We start from the raw sequence: 26,834 nt of genomic DNA on the forward strand, positions 1-26,834 counted from the left end.
GATGATGCGGGGGCAGCCTGGTTTCTTTGATCTGGACGAGCGTTATGAACGGCTGAGCGCCGTGGGCGATCCGCTCGAGAAGCTGAATGCCATCATCCCGTGGCCTGTGTTCGCGAAGCCGCTGGCCAAGGCGCTGAAGCGATCGGATGGATCAAAAGGCGGGCGTCCGCCGTTTCCGGCGGTGCTGATGTTCAAGATCCTGGTGCTCCAGGCGCTCTATAATCTCTCCGACGACCAGGCCGAGTTCGTCATCCAGGACCGGCTTTCGTTTATGCGGTTCCTGGGGCTCGGCCTTTCCGACAAGGTGCCGGACGCCAAGACGATCTGGCTGTTTCGCGAAAGTCTCGTGCGAGCCGGTGCCATCGATAATCTGTTCGCTCGCTTCGACAAACATCTGTCGCGGTCCGGGTATCTGGCCAAGGGCGGGCAGATCGTCGATGCGACAATCATCCAGGCTCCGAGGCAGCGCAATAATCAGGAAGAGAAAGACGCGATCAAAGCCGGTGAGATACCGCAGGACTGGAAGGAGAAGCCCGCCAAGCTTGCCCAGAAGGATCGCGATGCGCGTTGGACGGTGAAGTATTCCAAGGCGAAGCAGCCGAGGGAAACGCCGACATCAGCGCCAACGAAGACCCATGACATCGCCATTCCGATGTTTGGTTACAAAAATCACGCGGGCATCGACCGGGCACATGGCTTCATACGGGGATGGACGGTGACAAGTGCGAGCGCCCATGACGGTGCCCAACTCCGGAATGTCGTGACCAAGGACAATAGCGCCTCAACGGTCTGGGCCGACAGCGCCTACCGATCCAAGACGAACGAGGAGTGGCTGGTAAGGAATGGCCTGAAGTCGGACATTCATCAGCGAAAGCCGAAGGGCAAGCCAATGCCGGAAACGACGTCGCGGGCCAACGGGCGACGATCCAAGATCAGGTCCGCTGTCGAGCATGTCTTTGCAAGGCAGAAGGATAAGATGAAGCTCTTCATCAGGACCATCGGGATTGGAAGGGCCAAGGTGAAGATTGGCATGGCCAATATCGCCTACAACATGCTCCGATACGTCTTCCACGAAGGTCGCCATGCCGCCGCATGACGACGGCCACCCCGCAAGGGGCGGGAATGCCAATACAGACAGTTCAAATATCACCACCGAGAGCGGCGGTAGGCTCAGATCACCCCGTCAATGCAGGAAATCGGGGTAAATCGAGGTGTCCAGCTGATGTTGATGCCTGGAATGGACAAGCCCACTGCGCGTTCCGAAGTCCAGTACACTCTTGGTCTTAGCCGATGGGTGAGGGAGGCGGAAATGTACAGTCTGCTGAAAAAGCTATTTCCCGACCAAGTTATCCTAAGGGAGGCGTCGCCCCCATGGCTGGGGCGCCAACGATTAGACGTGTATCTGCCCGCCATCGGCCTTGCTCTGGAACACCATGGTGAGCAGCACTACAGAGCCATTGCTGCATTCGGAGGAGAAATGGCGCTGAAACGGAACATGGAGCGCGATGCCTTGAAGAGAAGTCTCTGTGAACAAAATGCGGTCCAACTTGTCGAGATTCGATTTGATGAGCCAATGACTTTGCCAATTCTTCGCCAGAAACTCCGGCGTTTCATGCGGACCTAGCTGATCTAGCGGCATTCAATCGTCCCGTAGGGACCGTTCTATATTCTCTATGAAGGTTTTGATCAGATCGGCGGTTTCCTGAACGAATACCTTGGTAAAGATGCGCAGTTCGGTTCCTTCCTTGTCAAAACCATTGCGATGGACACAGTCATGTCGAAGCAGCACCGCCTTGAAAAGGCGTGGCTTGTCTGTGATCAGGTTCAGGATGCGGACCCCTAGCGCGATGTTGTAGAGAACGTCGACTTTGGCGAGATTGTGATACTGAATCGACCGGAGATATTTGCGGACCCGTTTACCAACCAGAGCCGGATCTCTCGAAATTTCGGCGAGTGTGAATTTCTCCTTCGCCAGCTCCTCGTCTTGCCCAAGCAGCCGCCTGAAAGCCTCCGGGTCGCGCTCGACTTGATTTATCAGCCGGTCGGCCAGATAGGCTTCCATCGCAGTGATCTGATGCGAAAAGATCATCCGATTGACCAAGTGACCGCCACTGTCGCCTCCATAGTCCGCGAGCAGGTCGCCTGTATGATGGTAGGAGCTCATGAAAACTGTGAGCGGATCATCCGGAACAGAGTAATCGACCCATTCGTCAGGTTCCGGCTCACCGTGCTCCAGCCCATAATCGAAATCCCGTATGACCTCGTGCGGTCCTGCATTGGTGATATGGTAATTCTCGATACCGATGGGATACTCCCACAGACCCCAGCTTAGCTCTCCAAGTTCCGGATGATCGATGACAGCTTCATAGTGGATTTCCGATCCCATCTGCCGTTCATCACCACCGACTGCGTCCCAATCCAGCTCGTCGCTTTCGATTTCGTAGATTTCGCCAGTTTCACCATGCCTAATTTGAGCCGTTCCCCTGCAGTAAATCTCCATAAGCTCCTCCCATTTCAGGCTCGGCGAGATGCGGTGGAATTAGAATGAACGCGGCCATTATGATTCGCTACCGTGCGCCTTTCATTCGGCAAGAGGTTCATTCTCATGGGCCGGCCCAGAATTTCTTCCTGAGGCAATTCGCCTGACTTCCAAATCCGGTGGAATCAGATATCCTCCCTTTCGGAGCCGATCGCCAGGGCTGCAAGCGACCCTAAAGGCGGCAATTTAGAGATACCAGTCCTCACCTAAACGGCAACCAATCTGCCGGCGCAAGGTGACATGAAGCGCTTGTGTTCACCGTATCAGACGCCGGAGTGAATTGGATTTGTCATGTCTATCCACAAAGAATGCGTTGACGCCCTGCGTGCGAAATACCGCGCGTTGACGGGGAACAAACTTGTCGCGGGACACGCCCACGAAATTGTTGCCGCCTATTTCGGATACGGAACTGCGGCAGCACTTCGCGCGGAAGGGAAATATCCGCTTACTTCGCTCGAAGAAGCTGAACTCCTGATGCCGGCGCTCGCGGTTATGGACCAGAGAATTGCTGAACTGCAGGGAATTCCCGATGACCTGCCAACCTCAGACGAACTTGCATCGCAGATTTCAGCGTTTCTTGTCGAAGCGGGGCATTTCTCGGGTAAGATCTGGAGCAACAGAAACATCGGTGAGGAAGTCAGTACATACGCTTACGAAAATCCGCTTACGATCCTTGACGAGCTCTCGGGGGAGATGGCGACGACGAATGCGTACTTCGATGGCTTTTATATCGATGAAGTAGACGTATCATCGAATGACGAAGGCCTCACAGTGATGCTTACAGGTACTGCCGAGGGCGAGCAGGATCAAGACAGGGTGTTTTCAGGCGACAAGATCAACTTCACAACCTACGTGACGTTCGACCTCGTGGCTGGACGCGTGGCCTATCGAGAGGCTGAATTCGATACAGGTGGCAGCGTCGATGACTCCTATTATTTCGACGATGATGCCGCGTGACTGAGGTCGGGACCGTGATTGATGACAGCGATGGCGGTCCCACACACGCTCGCACCTTCTGGCCGTTCGGCACGAATTTCGACACCCCGCGTTCGCACCGGAAATTCTGAGAGGCTGAATCGCATGGGGAATCGACGCTAGTACCTCAGAGCTTGGACTGGGCGAGACGAGACGACAGGAACTTTTCGATTTTGCTGCCGATCTCAGGAAATACGAACGTGAGAAATGGTAGCGTATCTTCATCGGGTAGATAGCGTTGATCACCTGCGCGGATGTTCTCCCGGATCGTGCGGGCGCGCTTTTCCCACTTTCCGCTCTTGTCCTGGGCTTTGATCAATTCCTCGCATCCATATTCCTTGAGGGCAAATCCCATCGCGAGCGCGTGTTCCGGATATCCGTCGCAAATGCGGTGCGCGACCTCGATGAGGTGTTTGAAGTCCCAACCGACCGGGCGCTTTTCGCGTGCGCTTAGGACGCCGTTCATCAGACCAGTAACGGCGCGGTCGTGTCTGTCGTTCGTTGGAGGTGTAACGCCGCGGGCCGAGAGTTCTGCGACCAGGCTCCGCCACGTTTCCTCAGCGGACAGTGGGTCGGGAGTGTGCTGATTGCGCGCCAACCAAAATGCGCAAATCCTTTCACGCAGGTCGCGATCCCGCGTTTCGAGCTCGATCCTTGCGTTTTCGAGGAGCAACTGAGACTGGCCGTCGTAGTCGAAGGCCCAGGCTGACTGTGATTCCAGATCTATTCTCAAATCGCGGAAGGCGACGATCTGAGTTGCCCAGTCATCTCTGATGACGCCCGATACCAGTTCCGGGACGCGGTAATGCGCACGGAGGTAGAATATGCCGCTACTCTCGGACAAAGCCGCTGTCTCTTCATCGACAACGAGAATGTTGGAGTTATTGGAGAACAGCAGGTCGTCCGTCGTCATGCGCCGATAATCGGGGTCAAATCCTGCCATAATCCAAATGAGCAATGCGCCTTCACTGCGGTAGAATGTGCGACGTCCTGCTACCACGTCGAGGAAGGTCGTCGACAGCTGCGCCTCGAAAGCCACCCGGCCAAAGGTGGTAAGAGCCTGCACATCGGGCTGACGTCGGCTGCCGGGGTCTCGGGCAGAGCGCCACTGCCTTTCAGAGAGGATTTCGCTGTTCGAGGGGTCGGCTGCAAGACTGCGCAGGAGCCGTTCCTTGATCTTTCGATGAGCGACACTTTCTCGCTGGCCATCATATTTGAGCGCCCGGATCTCATCGCGGCTCAATGCCGAACGGGTGATCGACGGGCAAGAACCATCCTCCCGGCAGTGGCGAAAAAAGAAACGCTTCTCGCGAGAGGCAACCAGATAGACTGGCGTCGCGCAAAGCCCGCATGCGAAAAGCGGCTTGTCCGCTAGATTTTCCCGGATCGAAACGCGCTCCGCGACCAACCGGTCATAGCGCTTTTGAGAGATAAAAGCTGTGGTTTCAAAGAATTCCCCGCTCTCCAAATCGAGAATCTCGGTGATCTCAGGCTTTTCGACGGGCTCGGCAAAAGCGAGTGGGTCAAAGGTGACATTTCCTTGCATGATCGCACCTGGTTTCACGAGTCACTCGAAGATAGGCAGATTCGGTTGCTTTCATGCACGCAAAATGAAGAATTACGTTTGACGAAAGAGCGTAGGTGAGGCGCAAGAAATGAATCGATCCTTTTCCGATAGACATGGTTATCGTGGCCCGGAACCGGAAATCACGATCCGCGAGGATGCTCCCGACTTTCTGCGGTTCCAGGTCGCGAGCATCGCGCGAAGCTGCGGACTAAGCCCGACCGCGATCCGGACCATCGTATGCGATATATTGCTCGAGGTTCCAGATCCTCGCAACTGGAGCGAATACCCAAACATCTGGGATGAAGTCCTCGGCTTGTTGAGAGGGTGCGACTGGTACAAGGTCTATGACATCGCTGAAGCACTTTGGCGCAACTTCGAATACCGCCCAGACGAACAGCGGCGCTTCGAGGATGATTTGAACAGGGTGTTCCGCGAGAAAGGGATCGGTTGGGAGCTCAAAGATCCGGATGGAATAGTGTTTCGTGGTGATCCGACTTTCGCGATTGCGACTGAGCAGGCGGTCGAAGCTTTTGCGCAGAGCGGTAGGTACACGGCGGCCGGCGAAATCCGTGAGGCGCTGAAGGATATCTCACGTCGTCCGGATCCAGACCGCACAGGCGCCATTCAGCATTCGATGGCTGCGCTCGAATGCGTCGCTCGAGACATGACAAACGCCCCCAATCAGAATCTCGACCAGATTATCAATAGTCTGGCCCTGACTCCGCCTTTGGGGGATGCGGTCCATAAGTTATGGGGTTACGCCTCACAGAATGGACGTCATGTGCAGGAAGGCCGAGACGCGACGGCCGCCGAGGCAGAGCTCGTTGTCAGTGTTGCGTGCAGCCTCGCCGTATTTCTGCTGAGGCGGACTTAAAACCCGCGGCAAATCGCTCTGTGCCGGTAACAACTATGCCTGTGGGATAGACCGCCGCTACAGTCGTGGAACGATGTTCTTCTCTCTTTTTGCGGGTATATTCGCGAGACCACGAGTCTCGAAGGATCCACGATGCATATCTCCCGCGTTCAATTGGTAAACTATCGAAATTTCGAGCGGGCAAACTTTCATTTCAACAAGGGCATTAATACGATCATCGGCGAGAACGGTTCGGGAAAGACGAACCTGTTCCGCGCAATGCGGCTGATGCTCGACGATGATTTCCTCCGCTGGGCGTACCGGCTTGAAGAGGGTGACTTTCACCGCGGCCTCGGCAATTGGCGGGGGCATTGGATCATCATTAGCATTGAGTTTGCGGAGGTGTCCCAGGAGGAAGCAATCCAGGCCCTTTTCCTCCATGGCACCGGCGTCATCGAAAACGACGCCGTCGCGAGAGCCACTTATAATTTGATTTTCCGACCTAACGCCGCGACGCGCACGCTTCTCAGCCAACTTGCTGAGGGAGATCATGCCGGCCTCGCGGGGATCTTAAACACGATCACGCTTGACGATTACGAGACGGTCTTCACCGGTAAAAGCACTGCTGATTTCTCCGATCCAGCCGTCTATCAGGCGTTGGTTGGCGATTTTGCCACAGTGCAGTTTCCCGAGGAGCTTCAACCCGCGAGCCTCGGCGGTCGGGTTCCAGGGATCATGTCCGTGAGCAAGGAGGTCTGCTTCACTTTTGTCCAAGCGTTGCGTGATGTCGTCAGCGAGTTCCAGGGGCAGCGGACCAATCCATTGCTGACGCTTTTGCGCAGCAAGAGTGGCGAAATTGACCCCGCTGCATTGGCGCCGATCACCGAGCGCGTCAAAGCGCTTAATACCGAGATCGAAGCGCTTCCCGATGTTGGCGAAATCAGAGCCGATATACGGCAAACGATCCGCGATGCAGCGGGAGAAACATATTCGCCTGCGAGCTTGGCGGTGAGGTCGGCGGTCCCCCACGAAGCCGACCGGCTGTTCCAATCATTGAAGCTGTTCGTCGGCGAAACGGACGACGACTATGAGGGAGCCATCAACGAGTTGAGCCTCGGTGGTGCCAACCTGATCTACCTGACGCTGAAGCTCCTCGAGTTTAAATACCAGAAAGCGAAGCAGGCGTGCGCAAACTTTCTGTTGATCGAGGAGCCCGAGGCTCATATCCACACGCACATCCAGAAAACTCTGTTTGACCGCCTTAGCTACCCCGATACCCAGGTAATTTATTCCACCCACTCGACCCAGATCTCAGAAGTCAGCAACGTTGAAAACGTTAATATCCTAGGGCGCAGTGGCTCACGCTGCGAGGCTTTCCGGCCGAGTGCGGGACTTGATGAGCCGGAGATCAGAAGCATCCAACGGTATCTCGACGCGGTTAGAAGCAATCTCCTTTTCGCTAAAAGTGTCATCCTTGTTGAAGGCGATGCGGAAGAAATCCTCGTGCCTGTCCTCGTCAAAGAAGTTCTCGGGGTGAGCCTCGATGAACTGGGCGTCAGCCTGATCAACATCCGCAGCACCGGATTCGAGAATGTCGCGGTGCTTTTCCACGACCTTAGAATAAGAAGACGATGCGCCATCGTCACCGACCTTGACGCGACGTTCTTCAATACGGAGCCCGCCGAGGACGATACGAAGGCGCTGAAGGGCGCGAAAGAAAAAGCAATCGGAGCCCAGGCGGCCGGGGTCGCCCGGCGGGCAAGACTGACGGCGTTCAAGGACGGCAACGACTGGGTGTCCGTCCATTATGCTCCGAGAACGTTCGAAGTCGACTTCGTGGCGGCGGGAAACTGGGAACTTGCTGTTTCAGTCTTGAACGCGGTCTATAAGGACAATCCGACCATAGTTGCTGCAACTGCGGAGTTGAGATCCAACGATCCGGCAGTGTTTGGCCGTCGAATCCTTGCCATGGCGGATTATGCCGGGAAGGGTTGGCTCGCAATCCAGATGGCCAAGCAGGTATCCTCCTCGACGCGCATCCCGGACTATCTGGTCGAAGCGATCTTTTCCGCCCATCGACCGATCGGTCGCGCTGTTCTCGCAAATATGATCGAGCACCGCCTGAAATTTCACCAGGATCCCGCGGTGATCGGCGACGCACAGCTTGCGCAGCTCAGGGAGCAGGTAAGATCATTCCGCGCTGGCGAGCTGGCGATAGAGCCGCTCCGGGAAGCATTGATCGCTGCGGTCGCCGGCGACGTCATCATCGATGTCATGGGACATGCCTGATGGTTTTCGTATGGCAAAATGGCGACCTCAATGATGAGCAGACTGATGCCGTCCTTCATGACGGGAGCGTTTTCCTTGCTGCATGCCCGGGGAGTGGGAAGACGAGAGCTCTGACGTACAAGATCGCCCTCGAACTGTCGAAGCTGGAAAGCGAACGCCACTGGGTGGTCGCCATTACCTACACGCATCGTGCCGCCGAAGAGATTGCTGAACGTATCGAGAAGCTTGGGGTGTCGACCGATCGACTCTGGATCGGCACGATACATTCGTTTTGTCTCGACTGGATCATTAGACCGTATGCTATCTATCATGATCGTCTTGCCAAAGGGTTCCGGGTGATTGACCAGCATGAAACCGATGACATCCTGACGGAACTCTGCCAGCAATCTCCGAATTTTGTCCGCCCGCTGGATTGTCGGTATTATTTCACGACGACTGGTTTCGAGCTTGAGGGAGCAAATCCGAACCGCCGAGCAGCAGCAACAGCCGTCCTGCAACGCTATTGGGATCGGCTTCAGGAACACCGGCAACTGGACTTTGAGATGATCTTGAGCTGCGCGCACGACTTGATCGCCAGCAATCCCACGATTCCCGTGCTGCTTGGATCTCTATTCCGCTATATCCTCGTTGACGAATATCAGGACACCAAAGAGATCCAATACGCAATTGTTGCCGCCATTCTAAGGGGATCGGCCGGAAACACGAGAACGTTTATCGTCGGGGATCCCAACCAGGCAATATACGGTTCCTTGGGCGGCTATGCGATGACTCGGCCAGAATTTGCTGCGCGCGCTGGCATCGATCTCGCAGAGAAAAGCCTGTCGAACAATTACCGCTCCTCCGAAAGGATCGTCGGCTATTTCTCGAACTACTGTGTCGTGCCTGCGGCCATTGAGGCTGTCGGCAAAGACCGCGACTACGGAAGCTTCATTTCCTTCGACCAGGAGATCAATCACCAAGAGCTGGATGATGAGATCGTGCGGCTCATTCGCCATAATGTCGAAACGCTTGGAATTTCGCCGCACGAGATCTGCGTTGTTGGACCGCAATGGGTGCAACTGGCGGCGATAACTCGACGCCTCGTGGCGGCGCTGCCCGAATACAATTTTGACGGCCCGGGCATGGCGCCATTTTCGCGAGACCAAGAAAATATCTGGTTCAAGATATCTCGGCTTGCATTAACTCGGCCAGAGCCACAAATGTTCGTTCGAAGGATGCGCTGGGCTGGCGAGGTTCTGGAGCATTTTCGGTCTGTAGGCATCGACACGTCGAAAACCTCTCGACGGGATCTTTTGCGCCACTGCAATCAAATTCAGATCCTGGTCGATGATGGCCTCGAATACCTAGAGCTGTTTTTTGACGAGCTGCTGCTGTCGCTCGGGATCGACATTGCGCTATTTCCGTCGCTCGATGATCATCGCACGGCATTTTTCGAACGTTCGAGAATCCAAATCGAACGGCTGGAAAACGCCGGTGTGCAAGCGGTATCCAACATTGCGATGTTCAGGCGCGTGTTCGCGGCACGCTCCGGAATCACGATATCAACCATTCACGGTGTCAAAGGGGCTGAATTCGATTCGGTGATAGCATTTGCGCTGCTCGAAGGCATGGTTCCGCATTTCGCTGATCCTAACGCGCTAGATAGCGCCAAGAAGCTCCTATATGTGATTGCATCGCGCCCGCGAAAGAACCTTCATTTGATTGCCGAGGTCGGGAGGGTCAATGGGATCGGCGAGCCGTACGAGACGACAGATATCCTTGCCGAGCATATTTTCGGTTATGACCTGATAGAAGCTATTGAGTAAGTAGACGCCGAGCTCGCTCGCGAACAGCGGGTCTCGGGCCGAGATGGACTTTAACTTGGATCAGGTGATCGTCGATCGGTATTGCACAGGCCGCAGCTGAATATGTGTGGTCCTCTACGTCGAATAAATTATCAAGTGCTTTCAGGCGTTTGAGAGACGTGAGAATTGAGTGTTGGTTCGATTCCTTTCACATCAGGATTTTTGTCAATTGGTCATTCGAGTGGCATCGAGTTTCTCCGTTTTAGGTGGATCCATGGTCTGAGCCCATAGCAATTACCGGCCCGTTCTCGCGCCTGTACAACCTCACATCCGGTCGCCGCTCTTGGCGGCAGGCACCAATTTCCCGCTTTCGCGGGCGCGGGCTCAGGAGAACGGGACCAATCTCAAGACCGGCGGTTTAAGCCAAAAGGAATCCCGGTCCGTTCACCTGGATCCGACAGGGCTGATCACACCCTGAGGATTAGAATTTGCTTTCGCAGCCGTTTCGCGTGTCAGGCGGCTTTCATGATTGCACCTTCGATCACAACGCCGGAGCTCACATATTTCCAGAGTGCAACGAGCAGCTTGCGGGCCAAAGCCACAATCATCGGCTTCTTCAGACGGCCGCCGTTGCGAGCGATACGCTCCTTAAACCAGCAGGTCAGTGCCGAACTCGGTTGATGCCGCAACCATAGCCAGGCGAGCTCGACCATTGTCGCTCGCAGTCGCGGATTTCCCGCCTTCGAGACCCCTTGTTCGCGATTGACATTGCCGCTTTGCCAAGGGGAGGGGGCGAGGCCAGCGTAGGAGGCGATTTGCCGTCGATTGTCGAAGTGTCGGAACAGACCTTCCGTGTAGAGTATCGTAGCAAACTCCGGACCAATTCCTCTTATGCCCAAAAGAGCGGTCGCGCCCACCGGCGTTTCCGGCGTCTCGTGGACGATCAAAGCATCTCGTTCTGCTTCTACGGCCTTGATTTGGGTGAGCAACAATTCGAGGCGATCAAGCTCTCTACAGATTTCCGCTTTCAAATGCTTTGCAAGCGGACGGCCATCTCCTGTTCGCAGCTCGTCCAGACGTTGCCGACGGTCGCGATTTAGAGGTTCGTATTCTCGTATTCCTTGCGTGAAGAGTAGCCCCTTGATGCGATTGACGTGGAAGACACGTTCGGCAACCAGTGTCTTTCGCTCCCGTCCGATCCGACGATTATCGTCCTCCTCAGGTGTGAGGAGCTTGACCATTGAGCACGCACGCGGCTCGCCACGTTTCCAAGCCATCAAGGCCCGGATCAGCGTTTCGCCGTCGATGCGATCCGTTTTTGCCCGGCGATGGCGGCGGGGCATGGCAATGGACGCGGCCTCTACAATGTGGCTCTCAATCCAGGTTTCCTTGCTTAGTACCCGTCCTAGCCAAAAGCCATCAAGTCCAGCCTCCTGGATCACCACCAGCGGGTACTGCTTCTCCTGACGCCGCTGGGCTTTTTGGCGAAGTGCGGCAAAACACGAGAATAATCCAGCGGTGTCGCCTCCTGCGACGGTATGGCGGGACATCTTCTCGCTTCCCGGCGACAAAGCCGTTACAAGCCACGTCGATTTGCTCAATTCCAACGAGACGAAAATTGCGCCAAGATCAACGGGGGTAGCGGTCTGTGCTTGAGTTCGATCTGCTGTTATCGGCATGATTGGCCTCCAGAGAGTTTTCTAGCGACCTCACTCTGCCACTGTGCAGGCCGCTACTCACCCCTGATGGGATCTCAAGGCGAAGAGGAACCAGATGTTGGCGCCCGCCTCTCTATCGGTATCGGGTAGAGGCAGATGGTACGGAGGGGCGGGATCCTACGCCTGCTCGGCATATCGGTCGATATTTGTGTCGAGAAGTTCCAGCAACTGGTCGCGTCCGGGATCACGAACAGCTCTTGCCCAGGCTGCGGCAAGAGGCAGTTTCCGGAGTGAAATGCCGCCAACCGTCATGAGGGGAACGAAGGTCACCCCGGATACCGCGAGTTTCGCGGTCCAGCGGGGGACGATGGCAGATCCGATACCTGCCGCAACGAGGTTGATAATCGTTTGTTTCTCGTCAGCAATCTGGGCGATGCGCGGGTGTAGTCCGGCGTCCTCGAAAAGTTTCATGGTCAGGTCATAGCTGTGCGGGCGAGAGCGACGCTCTGGAACGATGAGGGGCTCGTCGCGCAGTTCATCGACGGAGATCCGCTCGCGGGTCGCGAGCGGATGCGTGATAGGCAGTGCAATAACGGGTGTTTCCTGCGTGAGGGTGCGAATATCCAGGTTCCGGTTCAGTCCGTCTCGAGGTCGAATGAAGACGATATCCAAACGCCCGGCAATCAGTTTTGGAATGAGACGTATCGATTTGTCTTCGACAAGTTGCGTGATGATCCCGGGGCATCGCTCCCGAAAATCATGCAGCAGCGGCGGTATAAGACCTGCTGCAGCGCTGTCTATTGCACCTATGCGGAGCACGGTCGCCTGCTGAGTTTTCCTTGATCGAAACTCTTCCGCAAGTGTCTGGAGACGATGAAGAAGGGGCCTCACCTCCTCTAGCAGGGCGACTCCATCTTCGGTCAGGGCGACACTTCGGGTTGTCCGAGACATGAGGCGAGTGCCGAGCGACTCCTCCAACAGTCTTAAATGCCGTCCCAGCGATGCAGGTAGCATTCCCATTTTCTGCGCAGCCCTACCGAAATGCAGTTCTTCGGCCGCAGCGACGAAGCATTTTAATTGTTCCAGTTCCATGACATGCCCTTATATCATTTAATTATATAATTGAAGCATTGTCGCTTGGGAGAAAAGTACGAATTAACGTCCTCCCCAAAGGCGCAGGAGGTGCGCCCAACGGATCATTGGGAGGAGTTCGCTATGAACAGCGACCTGGAGACGCGCGTTCTGCGCAAAATCACTCTGCGCATCGTGCCATTTATTATGCTGCTTTATTTTGTAGCATTCCTGGACCGGGTGAATATCGGTTTCGCCGCATTGACCATGAATCAAGACCTCGGTTTTTCGTCGACCGTCTTCGGTATCGGAGCAGGCATCTTTTTCGTCGGCTACTTCCTGTTCGAAGTTCCGTCCAACCTCATTCTCAACAAAGTCGGTGCGCGCATCTGGATTGCCCGCGTCATGATCACCTGGGGGATCGTTTCCGGCCTTATGGCCTTTGTGCAGGGAACAACCAGTTTCTATGCTTTGCGCTTCCTGCTCGGCGTCGCCGAGGCAGGCTTTTTTCCCGGGATTATCCTCTACCTGAGCTTCTGGTTCCCGGCTCGTCGACGTGCGGCAGTGACCGCGATTTTCATGGCCGCAGCCCCGCTGTCGACCGTGCTCGGTTCGCCGATCTCCGGAGCGCTTATGGAGATGCATGGATTCCTCGGTCTTGCAGGCTGGCAATGGATGTTCCTGATTGAAGCCGCTCCTGCGGTCATCCTCGGCGTCGTCGTCCTCTTTTACCTGACCGACCGTCCGGAAAAAGCCAAGTGGCTCTCGGAAGATGAGCGCAACTGGCTTGTTAAGACTATGAACGCAGAGCAGGCCGCAAAGGGCAAGGCCAGCCACAGCATCCTGGCAGGGCTCGCCGACATCCGGGTCATCGCACTCGCCCTTGTCTATTTCGGCACGTCCGCCGGTCTTTACACCCTTGGCATCTGGGCGCCGCAGATCATCAAGGAGTTCGGCCTGTCATCCCTTCAGGTCGGCTTCATCAACGCGGTACCGGGCATCTTCGCAGTTGTTGCAATGGTTCTCTGGGCACGTCATTCCGACAAGACCGGTGAACGGACCTGGCATGTGGTCGGCGCTTGTCTGCTTGCGGCAGTCGGGCTTGCCTTTGCCACGGGTGCGACAAGCGTCTTGACCGTCCTTATTGCGCTGACGCTGGTTAATATCGGCATTAGCTGCTCGAAGCCGCCGCTCTGGAGCATGCCCACGCTCTTCCTGTCTGGACCAGCGGCTGCAGCCGGTATCGCTACCATCAACTCGGTCGGTAACCTGGGCGGCTTCGTCGGCCCCTCGATAATCGGCTGGATCAAGGACACTACGGGCAGCTTTGCGGGCGGGCTCTACTTCGTCGCCGGTCTGCTGGTCGTATCCGCGATCGTGACGCTCGTGTTGTCGCGCACCGCACCGGAAAACGGGGGCAAAGTCGCCCCGGTCCAACATCGTTAAATCTCAAAGTGGAGAAAAGACATGCGTGAATACAAGATTGCAGCGATCCCCGCGGATGGGATTGGCCCTGAGGTGATAGCGGCGGGTCTTCAGGTTCTGGAGGCGCTGGAACAGCGAAGCGGTGACTTCAGGATCCACTCCGAGACCTTCGACTGGGGTTCGGACTATTACAAGAAACATGGCGTAATGATGCCCGCCGACGGGCTGGAGAATCTGAAGAAGTTCGACGCGATCTTTTTCGGAGCAGTCGGCGCCCCGGACGTTCCCGACCATATCACGCTCTGGGGCCTGCGCCTGCCGATCTGCCAGGGGTTCGACCAATACGCCAATGTGCGCCCGACGAAGATCCTGCCCGGCATCACGCCGCCCTTGCGCAATTGCGGCCCAGGCGATCTCGACTGGGTGATCGTGCGGGAGAATTCCGAAGGCGAGTATTCCGGCCATGGCGGCCGCGCCCATAGGGGCCTGCCGGAAGAGGTCGGCACGGAAGTGGCGATCTTCACCCGCGTCGGCGTCACCCGCATCATGCGCTACGCCTTCAAGTTGGCCCAGGAGCGTCCACGCAAACTGCTGACCGTCGTCACCAAGTCGAACGCCCAGCGCCATGGCATGGTGATGTGGGACGAGATCGCCGCGGAGGTGTCGAAGGAATTCCCGGACGTCACCTGGGACAAGATGCTTGTCGATGCGATGACAGTGCGCATGACGCTGAAGCCGGATACGTTGGATACGATCGTGGCGACCAATCTGCATGCCGACATCCTGTCGGATCTGGCCGGTGCGCTGGCCGGCTCGCTCGGCGTCGCGCCGACCGCCAACATCGATCCGGAGCGTCGCTTCCCGTCGATGTTCGAACCGATCCACGGCTCGGCCTTCGACATCACCGGCAAGGGCATCGCCAACCCGATCGCCACCTTCTGGACGGCGGCGCAGATGCTTGAGCATCTCGGCGAACGCGAGGCCGCGGCGCGGCTGATGAGTGCCGTCGAGCGCGTGACCGAAGCAGGCATCCTGACCCCTGATGTCGGGGGCACCGCCAACACCAAACAGGTCACCGATGCCGTATGCAACGCAATCGCAGGGTCCAATATCTTGAAGATGGCCGCTGCAGAATGACCTGGAACGATGTGTCCGCTCGCCAGGTGCTGCGTCGAATTTTCGACGCAGCCGTTGCCAGCGCGGATCCGAAAATAGCTGTTGTCAACAACCTCCCAGAGCGTCCCAGAGGTCGCTGCGTTGTGGTGGGAGCGGGCAAGGCGTCGGCTGCTATGGCGGCCGCGGTCGACGCCGCCTGGCCCGATGTCGATCTCTCGGGCATCGTGGTCACTCGCTACGGCCACGCCGTTCCGGCGGGGCGCATCGAAATCCTGGAGGCCTCCCACCCCGTCCCGGATGAGATGAGCATCAAGGCTGCAGAGAAGATTTTCGCCGCCCTCCAGGGCCTTAGTCCGGACGATCTCGTGGTGGCTCTCATCTCCGGCGGCGGTTCGTCATTACTTGTCTCGCCTGCGGGCAAGATGACTTTGGCCGACAAACGAGCGGTCAATCAGGCGCTGCTTGCCAGCGGTGCCACCATCTCCGAGATGAATACCGTCCGCAAGCATCTTTCCACTATCAAGGGAGGACATCTGGCCCGCGCAGCACTGCCGGCAAAACTGGTGACACTGGTCATCTCCGACGTGCCGGGTGACGATCCATCGGAGATTGCCTCGGGTCCAACGGTCGCGGATCCTACCACTTTGGCAGACGCAGCAGCCATCGTCGCCCGCTACGGCATTGTCCTGCCCGATTCTGCGCGCGCAGTGCTGGCGCAAGGAAACGAGACACCGAAGGCAGGGGAGGTTGCAGGCAAGATTCGGCTGGTTGCTGCCCCCTCGATAGCGCTCGATGCGGCCGCCGCGGCCGCGCTGGAAGCCGGTTTGCGTCCACTGATCCTCGGAGATGCCCTGGAAGGTGAGGCTCGCGAAATGGGGCGTGTCATGGCAGGCATCGCACTCTCCGCCCGCGAGAAGGGCCTGCCTGTAGCAGCACCTGCCGTCATCCTGTCCGGTGGTGAGGGTACCGTTTCCCTTGGTGCCATGACCGAGGGGCGAGGTGGAAGAAATACGGAATTCCTTCTCAGCCTTGCTGTTGCCCTCAAGGGAGCTTCCGGCATCTGGGCCATCGCCGGTGACACCGATGGTATCGACGGTGTCGAGGATGCTGCGGGGGCGCTGGTCGCGCCGGACAGTCTTATCCGAATGCGTGATGCTGGTATCGATCCACGGGCGACCTTGTCTGCCCACGATAGTTACACGGCCTTCAAGGCCATCGGCGACCTGGTGGTCACAGGCCCAACGCTCACGAACGTCAACGACATCCGCGCAATTCTCATAGGTTAGGTTTGAACATGTTCATACGCAACAACCGGCGATCGAAGATCGTCGCGACGGTCGGACCGGCGTCAAGTTCGCCCGACATGCTTCGCTCGCTGTTTCTCGCCGGTGTCGATACGTTTCGCTTGAATTTCAGCCATGGTGCCCGGGCCGATCACGCGGAAGTCTACAGGAACATCCGAACTCTCGAGCAGGAGCATGATGCTGCTATCGCCGTGCTGCAGGATCTTCAGGGTCCGAAGATCCGGATCGGAGTTCTGGCACATGGCAGGCTCGATCTCGCACGTGGATCCACCATCGGATTTATCCTTGGCCGCGAGGGTGGCGACGGAATGAACGACATTCCGCTACCACATCAGGAAATCTTCGAGGTGGCGGTGCCCGGGATGGACCTCCTGATCGACGACGGTAGAATAAAAGTCCGGATCATGGAGGAGGTGGACGGGCGGCTTGTTTGCGAGGTCCTCAATGGAGGCGCCTTGTCGAACCGCAAGGGTGTCAACGTGCCCGGCGCTATCCTCGACATTTCCCCGCTCACGGTGAAAGATCGTGAGGACCTGGAATTCGGGCTCGAGCTTGGCGTCGATTGGGTCGCGCTTTCTTTTGTCCAGCGTGCACGCGACATGATGGAAGCCCGGTCCCTCGTTGGAGACAGGGCTGGCCTCATTGCTAAAATCGAGAAACCGTCTGCCTTCGATGACATCGACGATATTGTTAGGCTTTCGGACGGCATCATGGTTGCGCGAGGCGATCTCGGCGTCGAGATCCCGCCGGAGGATGTGCCGGGTAAACAGAAGGAAATCATCCGCGCATGCCGCCTAGCGGCCAAGCCGGTGATTGTTGCCACACAGATGCTCGACTCGATGGTCAGTTCGCCAACGCCGACGCGTGCTGAGGCCTCGGACGTTGCTGGTGCCATCTATGATGGGGCGGATGCGGTCATGCTTTCGGCTGAGTCCGCAACAGGCGCCTTTCCGGTGGAGGCGGTCGAAATGATGAACCGGATCATCGAGAAGACGGAGAAGCACAAGCACTACCGGCCGATCCTTGAGGCAACGGAGCCCGATGTCGCTCAATCACCGCCGCATGCGGTTGCCACTGCGGCCGCCAACGTTGCCGTGGCCCTGGGATCGCCGGTTGTGGTGGCCTATACATCGAGCGGAACAACCGCGGCCAGAATCTCGCGTGCTAGACCGGCATTGCCAATTCTGGCGCTCACTCCGTCCGAACAAGTCGCGCGCCGGCTCAACATGTTCTGGGGGGTGGTCGGCGTGCGATCACAAGATGTCCACACCTATGAGGCGTCGCTGCTTCATGCGCAACAGGCGGTGAAGGAAGCAAAGCTGGCAAGTCCCTCCGATCACATTGTCATCGTGGCGGGATTTCCATTCGCGCAAAGGGGCAGCACCAACAATCTCCGCGTTGTGCAGATCGCCGCAACCGACAACCTAGAGGTTGCGTAGATTGTATCGAGCGATAAGGGGGATGAGTGCGTCATGCGCGTGTTTGCGGTGCAGCCGTGCGGCGCGGCTTGCAGCATCCCCATCACCCTGCTCGATTGCCTCTATGATTTCCCGATGCTCACCGGCCGAGTGCAGCGGCAAGGGCCGTAGGTTGAGGGTGAACATGCGGGCGCGATGCAATTGATCGGCGACGGTCCCCGCCATCCGCATGAGGCGGCTGTTTCCGCTCTCAGTTACGAGGGTGTGATGAAAATCCTCATCGGCGACAGCCCATCGTGGAAGGTCATTGTCCGCCAATGCCTCAATCATCCGCTTCGTGGCGGCCTTCAGAAGCTGGATGACCGGTGCGCGTTCCTCTATCGGCAATCGGGCGAGCCGTGCCGCCGCTGCACCCTCGAGCGCGGTGATGACTTCGTAGATCTCTTCGATATCCGCGGGAGACAGGGCGCAGATGATGATGCCCTTCTTGGGAAGTATCCGGACCAGTCCGTCTTCCTGCAGTCGCGCCATGGCTTCGTGCACCGGGGTTCGGCTCATGCCGAGCTGACGTGCAATTTCAATTTCCGCGGCTTGATACCCGGGGGGAAAGGCGTTGGAGCGTATCGCATCCTTGATGGCTAGATAGGCGGCAGAAACCCTACCCGAACCGTTAATGTCGGAGTTTGCTGAATTCTGTTCTGTGGCCGGATCGCGTGGCGCGGCTCCGGGAATGTCGATCGTCTTGATCATGAACTGCCTGTCGCTGTGTCAAGGCTCGTTATAGCCGCTCTCTCGGAGCTTGACAAACCGGCGCGCATAAATAAATGTAAACTTGCATGCAAGCTAGCATGGAAAAGGATGTGGAGGCATCCTTCGCGATCTCAGGGAGGAAGCGCGATGAAAAAGGTACTGTTGTCCCTCACAGGTGTCCTGTTTGCCATGTCCAGCCATATGGTGCTGGCGCAGGAGAATTATCCTGATCGACCCATCACAATCGTGGTGCCTGCAGCCGCAGGTGGACCGAGTGATACCGTGGCGCGCCTGGTGGCACAGTCGATGTCCAAGACCCTTGGCCAGCAGGTGCTGATCGAAAACATGGGCGGCGCCGGCGGCTCTCTTGGTGCCGCAACAGTGGCGCAGGCCGACCCCGATGGCTACCGGTTGCTGCTCTACCATATCGGCGTAGCAACCTTCGCTGCACTTTACCCGAACCTGACCTACAAGCCGATCGAAGACTTTTCGAGCGTCGGGCTGATTACCGAGGTCCCGATGACGGTCGTCGGCAGGAAGGACTTCGAGCCGAAGACGTTCACCGATCTCGTTTCATATGTGAAGGCGAACGGGCCTGCCGTCACCTTCGGGACCGCCGGCACGGGTGCCGTTTCCGATCTCTGCGGCAGGTTGCTGCAGGATGCCCTCGACACCAAGATCACACTGGTACCTTACAAGGGCATGGGTCCCGCGATGACCGATCTCATCGGCGGCCGCATCGATCTCGCCTGCGACCAGACGACCAATACGATGACCCAGATCAAGGCCGGCGAAGTTCATCCCTATGCGATCACGACGAAAGCGCGGATCGGCGTTCTGCCGGATCTTCCGACCGTCGCGGAGAGCGGCCTGCAAGGGTTCGAACTCAGCGCCTGGCATGCGCTCTGGGCGCCCAAGGAAACGCCTGAAGCCATCCGCAACAAGCTCGCAGACGCGCTCCGCGCCGCACTCAAGGATCCGGTCGTGATCGAGCGTTTTGCAAGCCTTGGAACCGCACCAGTTTCGGAAGACCTAGCGACACCGGCGGCACTTGACCAGAAGTTCGTGTCTGAAGTCGAGCGACTGACGAAGCTGATCAACGAGAGCGGCAAGTAAGCTCAGTTGGGTCGGCGGCTGGCAATGCGCCGCCGACCCGTCACTCGTCATGACAACGAGCCATGAACCCGGCGCTTGATGCTGAGCGCGATATCCTCCAATAGGAGCTTCCCATGCGTGAATACAAGATTGCAGCGATCCCCGCGGATGGGATTGGCCCTGAGGTGATAGCGGCGGGTCTTCAGGTTCTGGAGGCGCTGGAACAGCGAAGCGGTGACTTCAGGATCCACTCCGAGACCTTCGACTGGGGTTCGGACTATTACAAGAAACATGGCGTAATGATGCCCGCCGACGGGCTGGAGAATCTGAAGAAGTTCGACGCGATCTTTTTCGGAGCAGTCGGCGCCCCGGACGTTCCCGACCATATCACGCTCTGGGGCCTGCGCCTGCCGATCTGCCAGGGGTTCGACCAATACGCCAATGTGCGCCCGACGAAGATCCTGCCCGGCATCACGCCGCCCTTGCGCAATTGCGGCCCAGGCGATCTCGACTGGGTGATCGTGCGGGAGAATTCCGAAGGCGAGTATTCCGGCCATGGCGGCCGCGCCCATAGGGGCCTGCCGGAAGAGGTCGGCACGGAAGTGGCGATCTTCACCCGCGTCGGCGTCACCCGCATCATGCGCTACGCCTTCAAGTTGGCCCAGGAGCGTCCACGCAAACTGCTGACCGTCGTCACCAAGTCGAACGCCCAGCGCCATGGCATGGTGATGTGGGACGAGATCGCCGCGGAGGTGTCGAAGGAATTCCCGGACGTCACCTGGGACAAGATGCTTGTCGATGCGATGACAGTGCGCATGACGCTGAAGCCGGATACGTTGGATACGATCGTGGCGACCAATCTGCATGCCGACATCCTGTCGGATCTGGCCGGTGCGCTGGCCGGCTCGCTCGGCGTCGCGCCGACCGCCAACATCGATCCGGAGCGTCGCTTCCCGTCGATGTTCGAACCGATCCACGGCTCGGCCTTCGACATCACCGGCAAGGGCATCGCCAACCCGATCGCCACCTTCTGGACGGCGGCGCAGATGCTTGAGCATCTCGGCGAACGCGAGGCCGCGGCGCGGCTGATGAGTGCCGTCGAGCGCGTGACCGAAGCAGGCATCCTGACCCCTGATGTCGGGGGCACCGCCAACACCAAACAGGTCACCGATGCCGTATGCAACGCAATCGCAGGGTCCAATATCATCTGAACGGGAGGAACCGTCAGAGGAGGCCAGAGGGAGGAGACCATGGCTACACTCGAAAAGCACACCCGGAGAAACCTGATTGCCGGTGGCATATTCATTGCTATCGCAGCCGCATTCGCTGCGCAGGGTCTGCGGTATGAGTTCGGGACCGCGACACAGATGGGGCCGGGCTTTTTTCCGGTCGTTCTAGCGTTCGTCTTGGCCGCACTGGGCAGCGTCATCTGCCTCGATGGTTTGCGCAGTGAACCGGAGCCAAACGATGGTGCCGTTGCCTGGCGTGGAATCGTCCTCATCTGTCTCGCACTTGCCATCTTTGCAGCCGGAGCCCGGGATCTTGGACTCGTACCCGTCGTCCTTCTTTGCACGTTCATGACAGCGCTCGCGTCTCGCCGAAACTCGCTGGTATCGGCGGCTATGATGGCCGCCGTCATCGCCACTCTTTGCTATCTGGTCTTTAAAGTGGGGTTGGCAATTTCCATCCCGGCTTTCGGGCCGGTCTTCGGACTTTGAGGTGCCAGCCATGATGGATCTTGTCTCGAATCTTGCCCTCGGCTTTGAAACGGCCCTCACGCCGATAAACATCGTCTGGTGTTTTGTTGGAGTGCTGCTCGGAACACTTGTTGGCGTTCTACCAGGTATCGGGCCGACGGCGACGATCGCAATGCTCTTGCCGATCACTTTCACCTTCTCGCCGGTCACGTCGCTGATCATGCTGTCGGGCATCTATTACGGCGCCCAATACGGTGGGTCCACGACGGCAATCCTCATTAACCTGCCCGGGGAGAGCTCTTCCGCCGTGACTGCGATCGATGGCTATCAGATGGCCCGAAAGGGGCGCGCTGGTCAAGCATTGGCAACTGCAGCGCTCGGATCGTTCTTCGCGGGCTGCGCCGCAACCTTATTGTTGGCAATCGCCGCTCCGCCGCTTGCTTCTATCGCGCTTGAATTTGGTGCACCGGAATATTTTGCCCTGATCGTTCTCGGGCTTCTCGTTTCGATCTCGCTCGCTCACGGTTCAGTGCTGAAGGCGCTGGGCATGATCGTAATCGGCTTGCTCCTTGGGACGGTAGGCCAGGACATCTATACGGGCGAGGAGCGCTTCACATTTGGTCGCCTGGAATTGTCACAGGGGATCAACTTCGTCTCGATTGCCGTCGGCATCTTCGGGGTCTCCGAAATCTTCCGCAACCTTCAGGCTGAACACACGCGCGAAGTCGGGGTAAAGCACGTCACGAACCTTTGGCTGACGAAAGATGATTTTCGGCGGATTATCGGCCCTGTCCTGCGGGGAACGGCGCTTGGCTCGCTTCTCGGCGTATTGCCGGGCGGCGGCCACGTACTGGCGTCCTTCGCCAGCTACTCGGCCGAAAAGAACCTGTCGAAAAATCCGTCAGAGTTCGGTCACGGTGCGATCGAGGGCGTGGCGGGCCCTGAAAGCGCCAACAACGCCGCGGCACAGACATCCTTTATTCCGTTGCTCACCCTCGGCATTCCGGCCCATCCGGTCATGGCACTCATCGTCGGCGCCTTCATCCTGCAGGGGATCACGCCCGGACCGGACGTCATTACGAGCCAGCCGGCGCTGTTCTGGGGTATCATTGCTTCGATGTGGATCGGCAATTTGCTGCTCGTCATCCTCAACCTGCCGCTGATCGGCCTGTGGGTGAAGATGCTGACCATCCCCTACCGTATGCTGTTCCCGGCCATCGTGATTTTTGCCTCGATCGGATGCTATTCGATCAACAACAATCCGTTTGACGTCTATGCGATCATCATCTCCGGCATACTCGGCTATGTCCTGATCCGTGTGGGCTGCGAACCAGCACCGCTTCTCTTGGGCTTCGTTCTTGGCCCTCTGCTCGAGGAGCATCTCCGTCGAGCGATGATCATCTCGCGCGGCGACGCGACGGTGTTCATCACAAACCCTATCGCGGCGTCGCTGCTCGGTATGGGTCTGGTCTGCGTATTCCTAGCGCTCCTACCGTCGATACGTTCCAAGCGCGATCAGGTGTTCGTGGAGGATGACTGATGCCGGACATTTTCATGTCCTCGGGCCCAAGGCGAGTTATCAAGTTATGGGTGGGGGAGCTACCTTCCTTAGTGAACGCCGAATGGTATGATTTCTCTTAGTTTCCATAATCGTGGCTATGCCGACGGCTTAAAGATTCAACGCCTTACATGTTGTGGGGAGTCATGGGTCGTAAGTTCGTATCTCATCAAGAGCTATATGCGGCCAGAAACCAACGGTCGAAAAAGTTTTGAGCAAGACCGAGCATCGAATCCGCGGAAACCGTGACCTGTGGGGGGCGCTACGTCGTAGAGGAGGAGATGTAAGAGCTTGCACAGGCTCGGATGGCTGTCGGCTTGATAGCTACTCAGCGTCCGACTTCCCAGCCTCCTTCCCCATCGCATCCGCGAACTTTCGCATCAACCGAACAAGATCGTCGATTTCCGCCGGCTCCCAATTCGCAAAAACACCAAGGGCGATCCTTTCTCGTGCAACATCGATCTTGTCGGTCATCGCCTTGCCCTTCGCCGTGACAACAACTTCATTTACGCGACGGTCAGCCGGGCTTTGCCTGCGTTCGGCAAGCCCGAGGCTCTCCAACTTCGCGACCTGGCGACTAACCGTGGTGTAGTCCCGCCCGACGCCGGCCGCCAATTCCACAATGCCGATCGGACCGCGCCGCTCGATCCCGACAAGGAGCGGGAATAGAGCTCGATCTAGGGCGATTCCTGCCTCCCGAACGAGCGCCTCGTCACGTTGGGGTCGGTTCATGAGCGTGACGATATCGATTAGCGAACCGTGCAGTTCACGGACCTTTTTGCTAATATGTGTAATTTGCACATTATTCCTTGACGGCATAGCGCTTCTCCTATTATGTGCATAATACACACATGGAGAACGACATGACAAACGAATTCGAAGCAGATGTGCTCATCTGCGGCGCGGGAGCGGCTGGCCTTACGCTAGCAATAGAACTGGCGCGGCGAGGGGTCTCTTTCCGCCTGATCGACAAGACGCGCGAACCGTTCCCGGGCTCGCGAGGCAAAGGCATTCAGCCAAGGACGCAAGAGGTCTTCGAGGATCTCGGTATCCTGGATAAGGTCGTCGCGGCGGGGGGCGTTTACCCAAGGATGCGCGAGTATCGCGACGACGGCAGCTTCATGGAGAAAGATTTTGGGGAGCGGGCTCAGGCGACACCCGCGGAGCCGTATCATATTCCGCTGATGATCCCGCAGTTTCTGACTGAGAAAATCATGCGGGACCGGCTGGCGGAGCTGGGTGGGCGGGTTGAGTTCGGAAGCGAGTTGACGGGCTTCGAGCACGATGGCGACGGAGTTACGGCGCGTCTTTCTGGTTCAGGCGGAGCGGAGACGGTTCGCGTACGCCATCTGATCGGCGCGGACGGAGGTCGCAGCTTCGTAAGACACGCACTTGGTATCGCGTTCCCCGGCAAAACCCTGGGCGTGCGCGCGATTGTCGCTGACGTTGGCCTGACCGGCCTAAGCCGTGATGTTTGGTGGCAGTTCAACACCGGTGACATGCAGCGGATGGTTGCCATCTGCCCGCTCATGGGTACCGATCTGTTCCAGATACAGGCGCCGGTCTCTGCGGATGGGGACCCGGACCTTTCAGCAAATGGTTTGGAAAAGCTGATCGTCGAGCGGACGGGCCGCAACGAGGTGAAGGTCCACGACGTCAGTTGGGCATCGGCCTACGCTATGAACGCCCGACTAGCCGACAGATACAGGGTCGATCGCGTATTCTTGGTGGGCGACGCTGCTCATATCCACCCGCCCACCGGCGGTCAGGGACTCAATACCAGCGTTCAAGATGCCTACAATCTCGGCTGGAAGCTCGCGGCCGCGCTTTGTGGAGCCGGCGATGAACTTCTCGACACCTACCAGGCCGAGCGCCGTCCTGTGGCGGAGGAGGTTCTGGGTCTGTCAAGTCGACTGCTCGAAGCGGGAAAGCATGGCGAGATCCGTCGCGGGCGCGAGGTGCAGCAGCTCGACATCGGATATCCGCAATCGCCTCTCGCCTTGCGCGCAGCAAGCCGCAACAGCGGTCTGCAGGCGGGCGATCGCGCACCGGACGCGCCCATTAAGGGGGCAGGAGGGCAGCCTTCGCGGCTCTTCAGCTTGTTCATCGGGCCGCATTGGACGCTGCTCGTAAACGGAGAATGGAGCGTGGCATCGCGGCCGGGATTGCATATCCACCGCCTCGGCCAGCGCGGCGACGTGCTCGATGCGTTCGGTCATATCCGAGCCGCGTACGGATTGGAGGCGGATGAGTGCGTCCTCATCAGACCAGACGGGTATGTCGGTGCGATTCTGGCTTTTGACGCGGAAGGCGTGGCGCAACTGGAAGCCTATCTCGAACGCGTGGGCTTGCCGTCAGGCGAGGCCGTATAGGGGGGGATGGAATATGACGACCAAACCGCAATTCGACATCAGTCCATCCAAGCCGCTCGATTGGCGGATCATCCTTCCGGTCTTTGCAATCGTCTGCGCGAACACCGCCGGCACCGCTTCCGTTTTGCCGGTTCTGCCCTTTCATGTCCGGGCAATGGGCGGCACACCGCTTGTTCTGGGCATAGTTATCGCCGCCGAGGCAGTCGGCCAATTCGCCTCTGCCCCTGCTCTTGGGCAGCTCTCGGATCGCTTCGGCCGGAGGAATGTCCTGCTGACGAGCCAGTGCGTTGCAGCGGCGAGCCTTGCGCTACTTGCAATCGCGCCGAGCGTTGCGTTCATCCTTATCGCTCGGGCACTCTTCGGACTTACCGGAGGCAACATCTCTGTCACTGCGGCCTATATTGCAGATCACACCGATGCCTCAAACCGCAGACGTGCCATGGGGATACTCATGGGCGGTGCGGGCCTCGGCGGCATCGTTGGCGCAGGGCTTTCAGGTTTCCTATCCGAGATGTCGCTGACAATTCCCGTCCTCGCCGCGCTTGGGTTGGTAGCCACGTCCATTGTCGTTACATCTCTTTGCTTGGATGGAGGGCGTCCAACAAAGACTGGAAAAGAGCGGCCGCACGATGGGCACATATCGCTCCGCGCGATCGCAGCGTCGCCTGTCGTTCGTGCTCTCGTCATCGTCATGCTATGCCACTTCTTCGCCTACGGGACATACATTTCGCAAATGCCGGTCTTCCTTGCGGAGACCTTTCAATGGCATGGTCATGCTTTCGGCGCGAAGGAATTGAGCTACCTCATCATGTTGGATGGTGCGGTCAATGTCTTTGCCCAGGTGTTCCTACTCGGCTGGCTCGGCAAACACCTTACCGAACGTGATCTGATCCTCCTGATATTCCTTCTGATTTGCTTGGGGTTCATCACCGCCGGTGTCGCTAACCGTATACCCGTGCTGGTCATCGCGGTTCTGTGTATCAGTACCGGCGATGCTCTTGCAAAGCCGACATATCTCGCAGCTCTTTCTACCCATGTGCCGTCCGAGCGGCAGGGCGTGGTTCTGGGTGCCGCCCAGTCCCTGCTCGCAGTAACAGATATTATCGCACCGGTCCTCGGTGGGTTCATCCTTGGATACGCGCTCTATAGCTTATGGATTGCCATTGCAGTAGCCGTGGCAATCGTCGGCGCACTCATAGCGGCGGCCCGGCTTCCGCGTCAGGGCGGCGCTGAAGCGTGACGATGCGCTCCATGCCGAGTTCCTGCGGGTTTAGCGCAAATGTCATTGCGCTATGTCTTCTCTTTTTCCTCAGCGGGTGTACGGCACCCGCTCGCCCGGTATACACCGCATCGCAAGCCGGGC

22 protein-coding genes are annotated in these 26,834 nt (G+C 57.9%); 16 read left to right on the forward strand and 6 right to left on the reverse strand.

Features of this window, described 5'->3' with window-relative positions; genetic code table 11:
• Window positions 1–4: 4 nt before the first annotated feature.
• Both ACST81_RS25015 and ACST81_RS25020 read left to right on the forward strand, forming a co-directional pair.
• Entirely contained in the window at window positions 5–1,096 is a 1,092-nt protein-coding gene (locus tag ACST81_RS25015; RefSeq protein ID WP_269703701.1) for an IS5 family transposase, read from the forward strand.
• 213 nt (window positions 1,097–1,309) lie between these two features.
• Entirely contained in the window at window positions 1,310–1,624 is a 315-nt protein-coding gene (locus tag ACST81_RS25020) for a hypothetical protein (protein WP_269703702.1), read from the forward strand.
• Window positions 1,625–1,639: 15 nt separating this feature from the next.
• Here the strand turns inward: ACST81_RS25020 and ACST81_RS25025 are convergent, their stop codons facing one another.
• Window positions 1,640–2,500: a hypothetical protein gene (locus tag ACST81_RS25025; RefSeq protein WP_269703704.1), complete on the reverse strand. Its 861-nt coding sequence runs from the start codon at window positions 2,498–2,500 to the stop codon at window positions 1,640–1,642.
• 330 nt (window positions 2,501–2,830) lie between these two features.
• Here ACST81_RS25025 and ACST81_RS25030 point away from each other — a divergent pair, with 330 nt between their 5' ends.
• Complete coding sequence (locus ACST81_RS25030; protein ID WP_269703706.1) at window positions 2,831–3,496, forward strand: hypothetical protein; 666 nt, start codon at window positions 2,831–2,833, stop codon at window positions 3,494–3,496.
• Window positions 3,497–3,641: 145 nt separating this feature from the next.
• On the opposite strand, the gene ACST81_RS25035 is transcribed toward ACST81_RS25030, so the two are convergent.
• Complete coding sequence (locus ACST81_RS25035) at window positions 3,642–5,060, reverse strand: DUF6035 family protein (protein ID WP_269703708.1); 1,419 nt, start codon at window positions 5,058–5,060, stop codon at window positions 3,642–3,644.
• 109 nt (window positions 5,061–5,169) lie between these two features.
• Between ACST81_RS25035 and ACST81_RS25040 the strand changes: the two genes are divergently transcribed.
• The 3 genes from ACST81_RS25040 to ACST81_RS25050 all read left to right on the forward strand — a co-directional run bounded on the left by ACST81_RS25040 (window position 5,170) and on the right by ACST81_RS25050 (window position 10,028).
• Window positions 5,170–5,955 carry an AbiJ-NTD4 domain-containing protein gene (locus tag ACST81_RS25040; protein WP_269703710.1) on the forward strand — a complete coding sequence of 262 codons (786 nt, stop codon included), beginning with the start codon at window positions 5,170–5,172 and terminating at the stop codon, window positions 5,953–5,955.
• A gap of 132 nt (window positions 5,956–6,087) precedes the next feature.
• Window positions 6,088–8,223, forward strand: coding sequence for an ATP-dependent nuclease (locus ACST81_RS25045; RefSeq protein ID WP_269703712.1), 2,136 nt, complete (start codon window positions 6,088–6,090; stop codon window positions 8,221–8,223).
• Complete coding sequence (locus ACST81_RS25050; RefSeq protein WP_269703713.1) at window positions 8,223–10,028, forward strand: UvrD-helicase domain-containing protein; 1,806 nt, start codon at window positions 8,223–8,225, stop codon at window positions 10,026–10,028. Before ACST81_RS25045 ends, ACST81_RS25050 begins: the two co-directional genes overlap by 1 nt.
• Window positions 10,029–10,519: 491 nt before the next feature.
• Here the strand turns inward: ACST81_RS25050 and ACST81_RS25055 are convergent, their stop codons facing one another.
• Both ACST81_RS25055 and ACST81_RS25060 read right to left on the reverse strand, forming a co-directional pair.
• Window positions 10,520–11,686: an IS110 family transposase gene (locus tag ACST81_RS25055; RefSeq protein ID WP_269703715.1), complete on the reverse strand. Its 1,167-nt coding sequence runs from the start codon at window positions 11,684–11,686 to the stop codon at window positions 10,520–10,522.
• 156 nt (window positions 11,687–11,842) lie between these two features.
• Window positions 11,843–12,757 carry a LysR family transcriptional regulator gene (locus ACST81_RS25060; protein WP_269703717.1) on the reverse strand — a complete coding sequence of 305 codons (915 nt, stop codon included), beginning with the start codon at window positions 12,755–12,757 and terminating at the stop codon, window positions 11,843–11,845.
• Window positions 12,758–12,880: 123 nt separating this feature from the next.
• Here ACST81_RS25060 and ACST81_RS25065 point away from each other — a divergent pair, with 123 nt between their 5' ends.
• From ACST81_RS25065 to pyk, 4 genes are read left to right on the forward strand one after another with little or no spacing between them, the layout of a single operon-like run.
• The gene (locus tag ACST81_RS25065) at window positions 12,881–14,182 is read left to right on the forward strand and encodes an MFS transporter (RefSeq protein WP_269703719.1); all 1,302 of its coding nucleotides are present in this window, start codon (window positions 12,881–12,883) and stop codon (window positions 14,180–14,182) included.
• Window positions 14,183–14,203: 21 nt separating this feature from the next.
• Window positions 14,204–15,298 (forward strand): tartrate dehydrogenase, encoded by a 1,095-nt coding sequence (locus ACST81_RS25070; protein ID WP_283159215.1) that lies wholly within the window; start codon window positions 14,204–14,206, stop codon window positions 15,296–15,298.
• Window positions 15,295–16,563: a glycerate kinase type-2 family protein gene (locus ACST81_RS25075; RefSeq protein ID WP_269704323.1), complete on the forward strand. Its 1,269-nt coding sequence runs from the start codon at window positions 15,295–15,297 to the stop codon at window positions 16,561–16,563. Before ACST81_RS25070 ends, ACST81_RS25075 begins: the two co-directional genes overlap by 4 nt.
• 8 nt (window positions 16,564–16,571) lie before the next feature.
• Window positions 16,572–18,020: a pyruvate kinase gene (gene pyk / locus ACST81_RS25080; protein WP_269704321.1), complete on the forward strand. Its 1,449-nt coding sequence runs from the start codon at window positions 16,572–16,574 to the stop codon at window positions 18,018–18,020.
• Here pyk and ACST81_RS25085 read toward each other — a convergent pair.
• Window positions 18,006–18,749 carry a GntR family transcriptional regulator gene (locus ACST81_RS25085; protein ID WP_269704319.1) on the reverse strand — a complete coding sequence of 248 codons (744 nt, stop codon included), beginning with the start codon at window positions 18,747–18,749 and terminating at the stop codon, window positions 18,006–18,008. The genes pyk and ACST81_RS25085 overlap by 15 nt on opposite strands.
• A 147-nt stretch (window positions 18,750–18,896) precedes the next feature.
• On the opposite strand from ACST81_RS25085, the gene ACST81_RS25090 reads away from it, so the two are divergent.
• The 4 genes from ACST81_RS25090 (at window position 18,897) to ACST81_RS25105 (ending at window position 23,081) form a co-directional block, all read left to right on the forward strand.
• Window positions 18,897–19,865, forward strand: a complete 969-nt coding sequence (locus ACST81_RS25090; RefSeq protein WP_269704317.1) for a tripartite tricarboxylate transporter substrate binding protein BugD — start codon at window positions 18,897–18,899, stop codon at window positions 19,863–19,865.
• 113 nt (window positions 19,866–19,978) lie between these two features.
• Window positions 19,979–21,055 carry a tartrate dehydrogenase gene (locus ACST81_RS25095; protein ID WP_283159216.1) on the forward strand — a complete coding sequence of 359 codons (1,077 nt, stop codon included), beginning with the start codon at window positions 19,979–19,981 and terminating at the stop codon, window positions 21,053–21,055.
• Between the two features lie 39 nt (window positions 21,056–21,094).
• Window positions 21,095–21,562 (forward strand): tripartite tricarboxylate transporter TctB family protein, encoded by a 468-nt coding sequence (locus tag ACST81_RS25100; protein WP_269703803.1) that lies wholly within the window; start codon window positions 21,095–21,097, stop codon window positions 21,560–21,562.
• 13 nt (window positions 21,563–21,575) lie between these two features.
• Window positions 21,576–23,081 carry a tripartite tricarboxylate transporter permease gene (locus ACST81_RS25105; protein ID WP_269703813.1) on the forward strand — a complete coding sequence of 502 codons (1,506 nt, stop codon included), beginning with the start codon at window positions 21,576–21,578 and terminating at the stop codon, window positions 23,079–23,081.
• A 342-nt stretch (window positions 23,082–23,423) separates the two neighbouring features.
• Here the strand turns inward: ACST81_RS25105 and ACST81_RS25110 are convergent, their stop codons facing one another.
• Complete coding sequence (locus tag ACST81_RS25110) at window positions 23,424–23,918, reverse strand: MarR family winged helix-turn-helix transcriptional regulator (RefSeq protein WP_269703801.1); 495 nt, start codon at window positions 23,916–23,918, stop codon at window positions 23,424–23,426.
• Window positions 23,919–23,962: 44 nt separating this feature from the next.
• Here ACST81_RS25110 and ACST81_RS25115 point away from each other — a divergent pair, with 44 nt between their 5' ends.
• The gene (locus tag ACST81_RS25115) at window positions 23,963–25,471 is read left to right on the forward strand and encodes an FAD-dependent oxidoreductase (protein ID WP_269703799.1); all 1,509 of its coding nucleotides are present in this window, start codon (window positions 23,963–23,965) and stop codon (window positions 25,469–25,471) included.
• A gap of 13 nt (window positions 25,472–25,484) precedes the next feature.
• Window positions 25,485–26,711, forward strand: a complete 1,227-nt coding sequence (locus tag ACST81_RS25120) for an MFS transporter (RefSeq protein ID WP_269703797.1) — start codon at window positions 25,485–25,487, stop codon at window positions 26,709–26,711.
• Window positions 26,712–26,834 lie beyond the last annotated feature (123 nt).

The sequence above is a fragment of the Pararhizobium sp. O133 genome (assembly GCF_051669845.1).
Classification (GTDB): Bacteria; Pseudomonadota; Alphaproteobacteria; order Rhizobiales; family Rhizobiaceae; genus Pararhizobium.

Excerpts from the sequence above, each read along its gene's own strand:
- ACST81_RS25070 (WP_283159215.1), top strand. The coding sequence starts at position 14,204 with ATGCGTGAATACAAGATTGCAGCGATCCCCGCGGATGGGATTGGCCCT.
- ACST81_RS25040 (WP_269703710.1), top strand. The coding sequence starts at position 5,170 with ATGAATCGATCCTTTTCCGATAGACATGGTTATCGTGGCCCGGAACCG.
- ACST81_RS25045 (WP_269703712.1), top strand. The coding sequence starts at position 6,088 with ATGCATATCTCCCGCGTTCAATTGGTAAACTATCGAAATTTCGAGCGG.
- ACST81_RS25105 (WP_269703813.1), top strand. The coding sequence starts at position 21,576 with ATGGATCTTGTCTCGAATCTTGCCCTCGGCTTTGAAACGGCCCTCACG.
- ACST81_RS25030 (WP_269703706.1), top strand. The coding sequence starts at position 2,831 with ATGTCTATCCACAAAGAATGCGTTGACGCCCTGCGTGCGAAATACCGC.
- pyk (WP_269704321.1), top strand. The coding sequence starts at position 16,572 with ATGTTCATACGCAACAACCGGCGATCGAAGATCGTCGCGACGGTCGGA.
- ACST81_RS25095 (WP_283159216.1), top strand. The coding sequence starts at position 19,979 with ATGCGTGAATACAAGATTGCAGCGATCCCCGCGGATGGGATTGGCCCT.
- ACST81_RS25055 (WP_269703715.1), bottom strand. The coding sequence starts at position 11,686 with ATGCCGATAACAGCAGATCGAACTCAAGCACAGACCGCTACCCCCGTT.
- ACST81_RS25065 (WP_269703719.1), top strand. The coding sequence starts at position 12,881 with ATGAACAGCGACCTGGAGACGCGCGTTCTGCGCAAAATCACTCTGCGC.
- ACST81_RS25090 (WP_269704317.1), top strand. The coding sequence starts at position 18,897 with ATGAAAAAGGTACTGTTGTCCCTCACAGGTGTCCTGTTTGCCATGTCC.
- ACST81_RS25035 (WP_269703708.1), bottom strand. The coding sequence starts at position 5,060 with ATGCAAGGAAATGTCACCTTTGACCCACTCGCTTTTGCCGAGCCCGTC.
- ACST81_RS25020 (WP_269703702.1), top strand. The coding sequence starts at position 1,310 with ATGTACAGTCTGCTGAAAAAGCTATTTCCCGACCAAGTTATCCTAAGG.
- ACST81_RS25120 (WP_269703797.1), top strand. The coding sequence starts at position 25,485 with ATGACGACCAAACCGCAATTCGACATCAGTCCATCCAAGCCGCTCGAT.
- ACST81_RS25085 (WP_269704319.1), bottom strand. The coding sequence starts at position 18,749 with ATGATCAAGACGATCGACATTCCCGGAGCCGCGCCACGCGATCCGGCC.
- ACST81_RS25025 (WP_269703704.1), bottom strand. The coding sequence starts at position 2,500 with ATGGAGATTTACTGCAGGGGAACGGCTCAAATTAGGCATGGTGAAACT.
- ACST81_RS25015 (WP_269703701.1), top strand. The coding sequence starts at position 5 with ATGCGGGGGCAGCCTGGTTTCTTTGATCTGGACGAGCGTTATGAACGG.
- ACST81_RS25115 (WP_269703799.1), top strand. The coding sequence starts at position 23,963 with ATGACAAACGAATTCGAAGCAGATGTGCTCATCTGCGGCGCGGGAGCG.
- ACST81_RS25100 (WP_269703803.1), top strand. The coding sequence starts at position 21,095 with ATGGCTACACTCGAAAAGCACACCCGGAGAAACCTGATTGCCGGTGGC.
- ACST81_RS25060 (WP_269703717.1), bottom strand. The coding sequence starts at position 12,757 with ATGGAACTGGAACAATTAAAATGCTTCGTCGCTGCGGCCGAAGAACTG.
- ACST81_RS25075 (WP_269704323.1), top strand. The coding sequence starts at position 15,295 with ATGACCTGGAACGATGTGTCCGCTCGCCAGGTGCTGCGTCGAATTTTC.
- ACST81_RS25110 (WP_269703801.1), bottom strand. The coding sequence starts at position 23,918 with ATGCCGTCAAGGAATAATGTGCAAATTACACATATTAGCAAAAAGGTC.
- ACST81_RS25050 (WP_269703713.1), top strand. The coding sequence starts at position 8,223 with ATGGTTTTCGTATGGCAAAATGGCGACCTCAATGATGAGCAGACTGAT.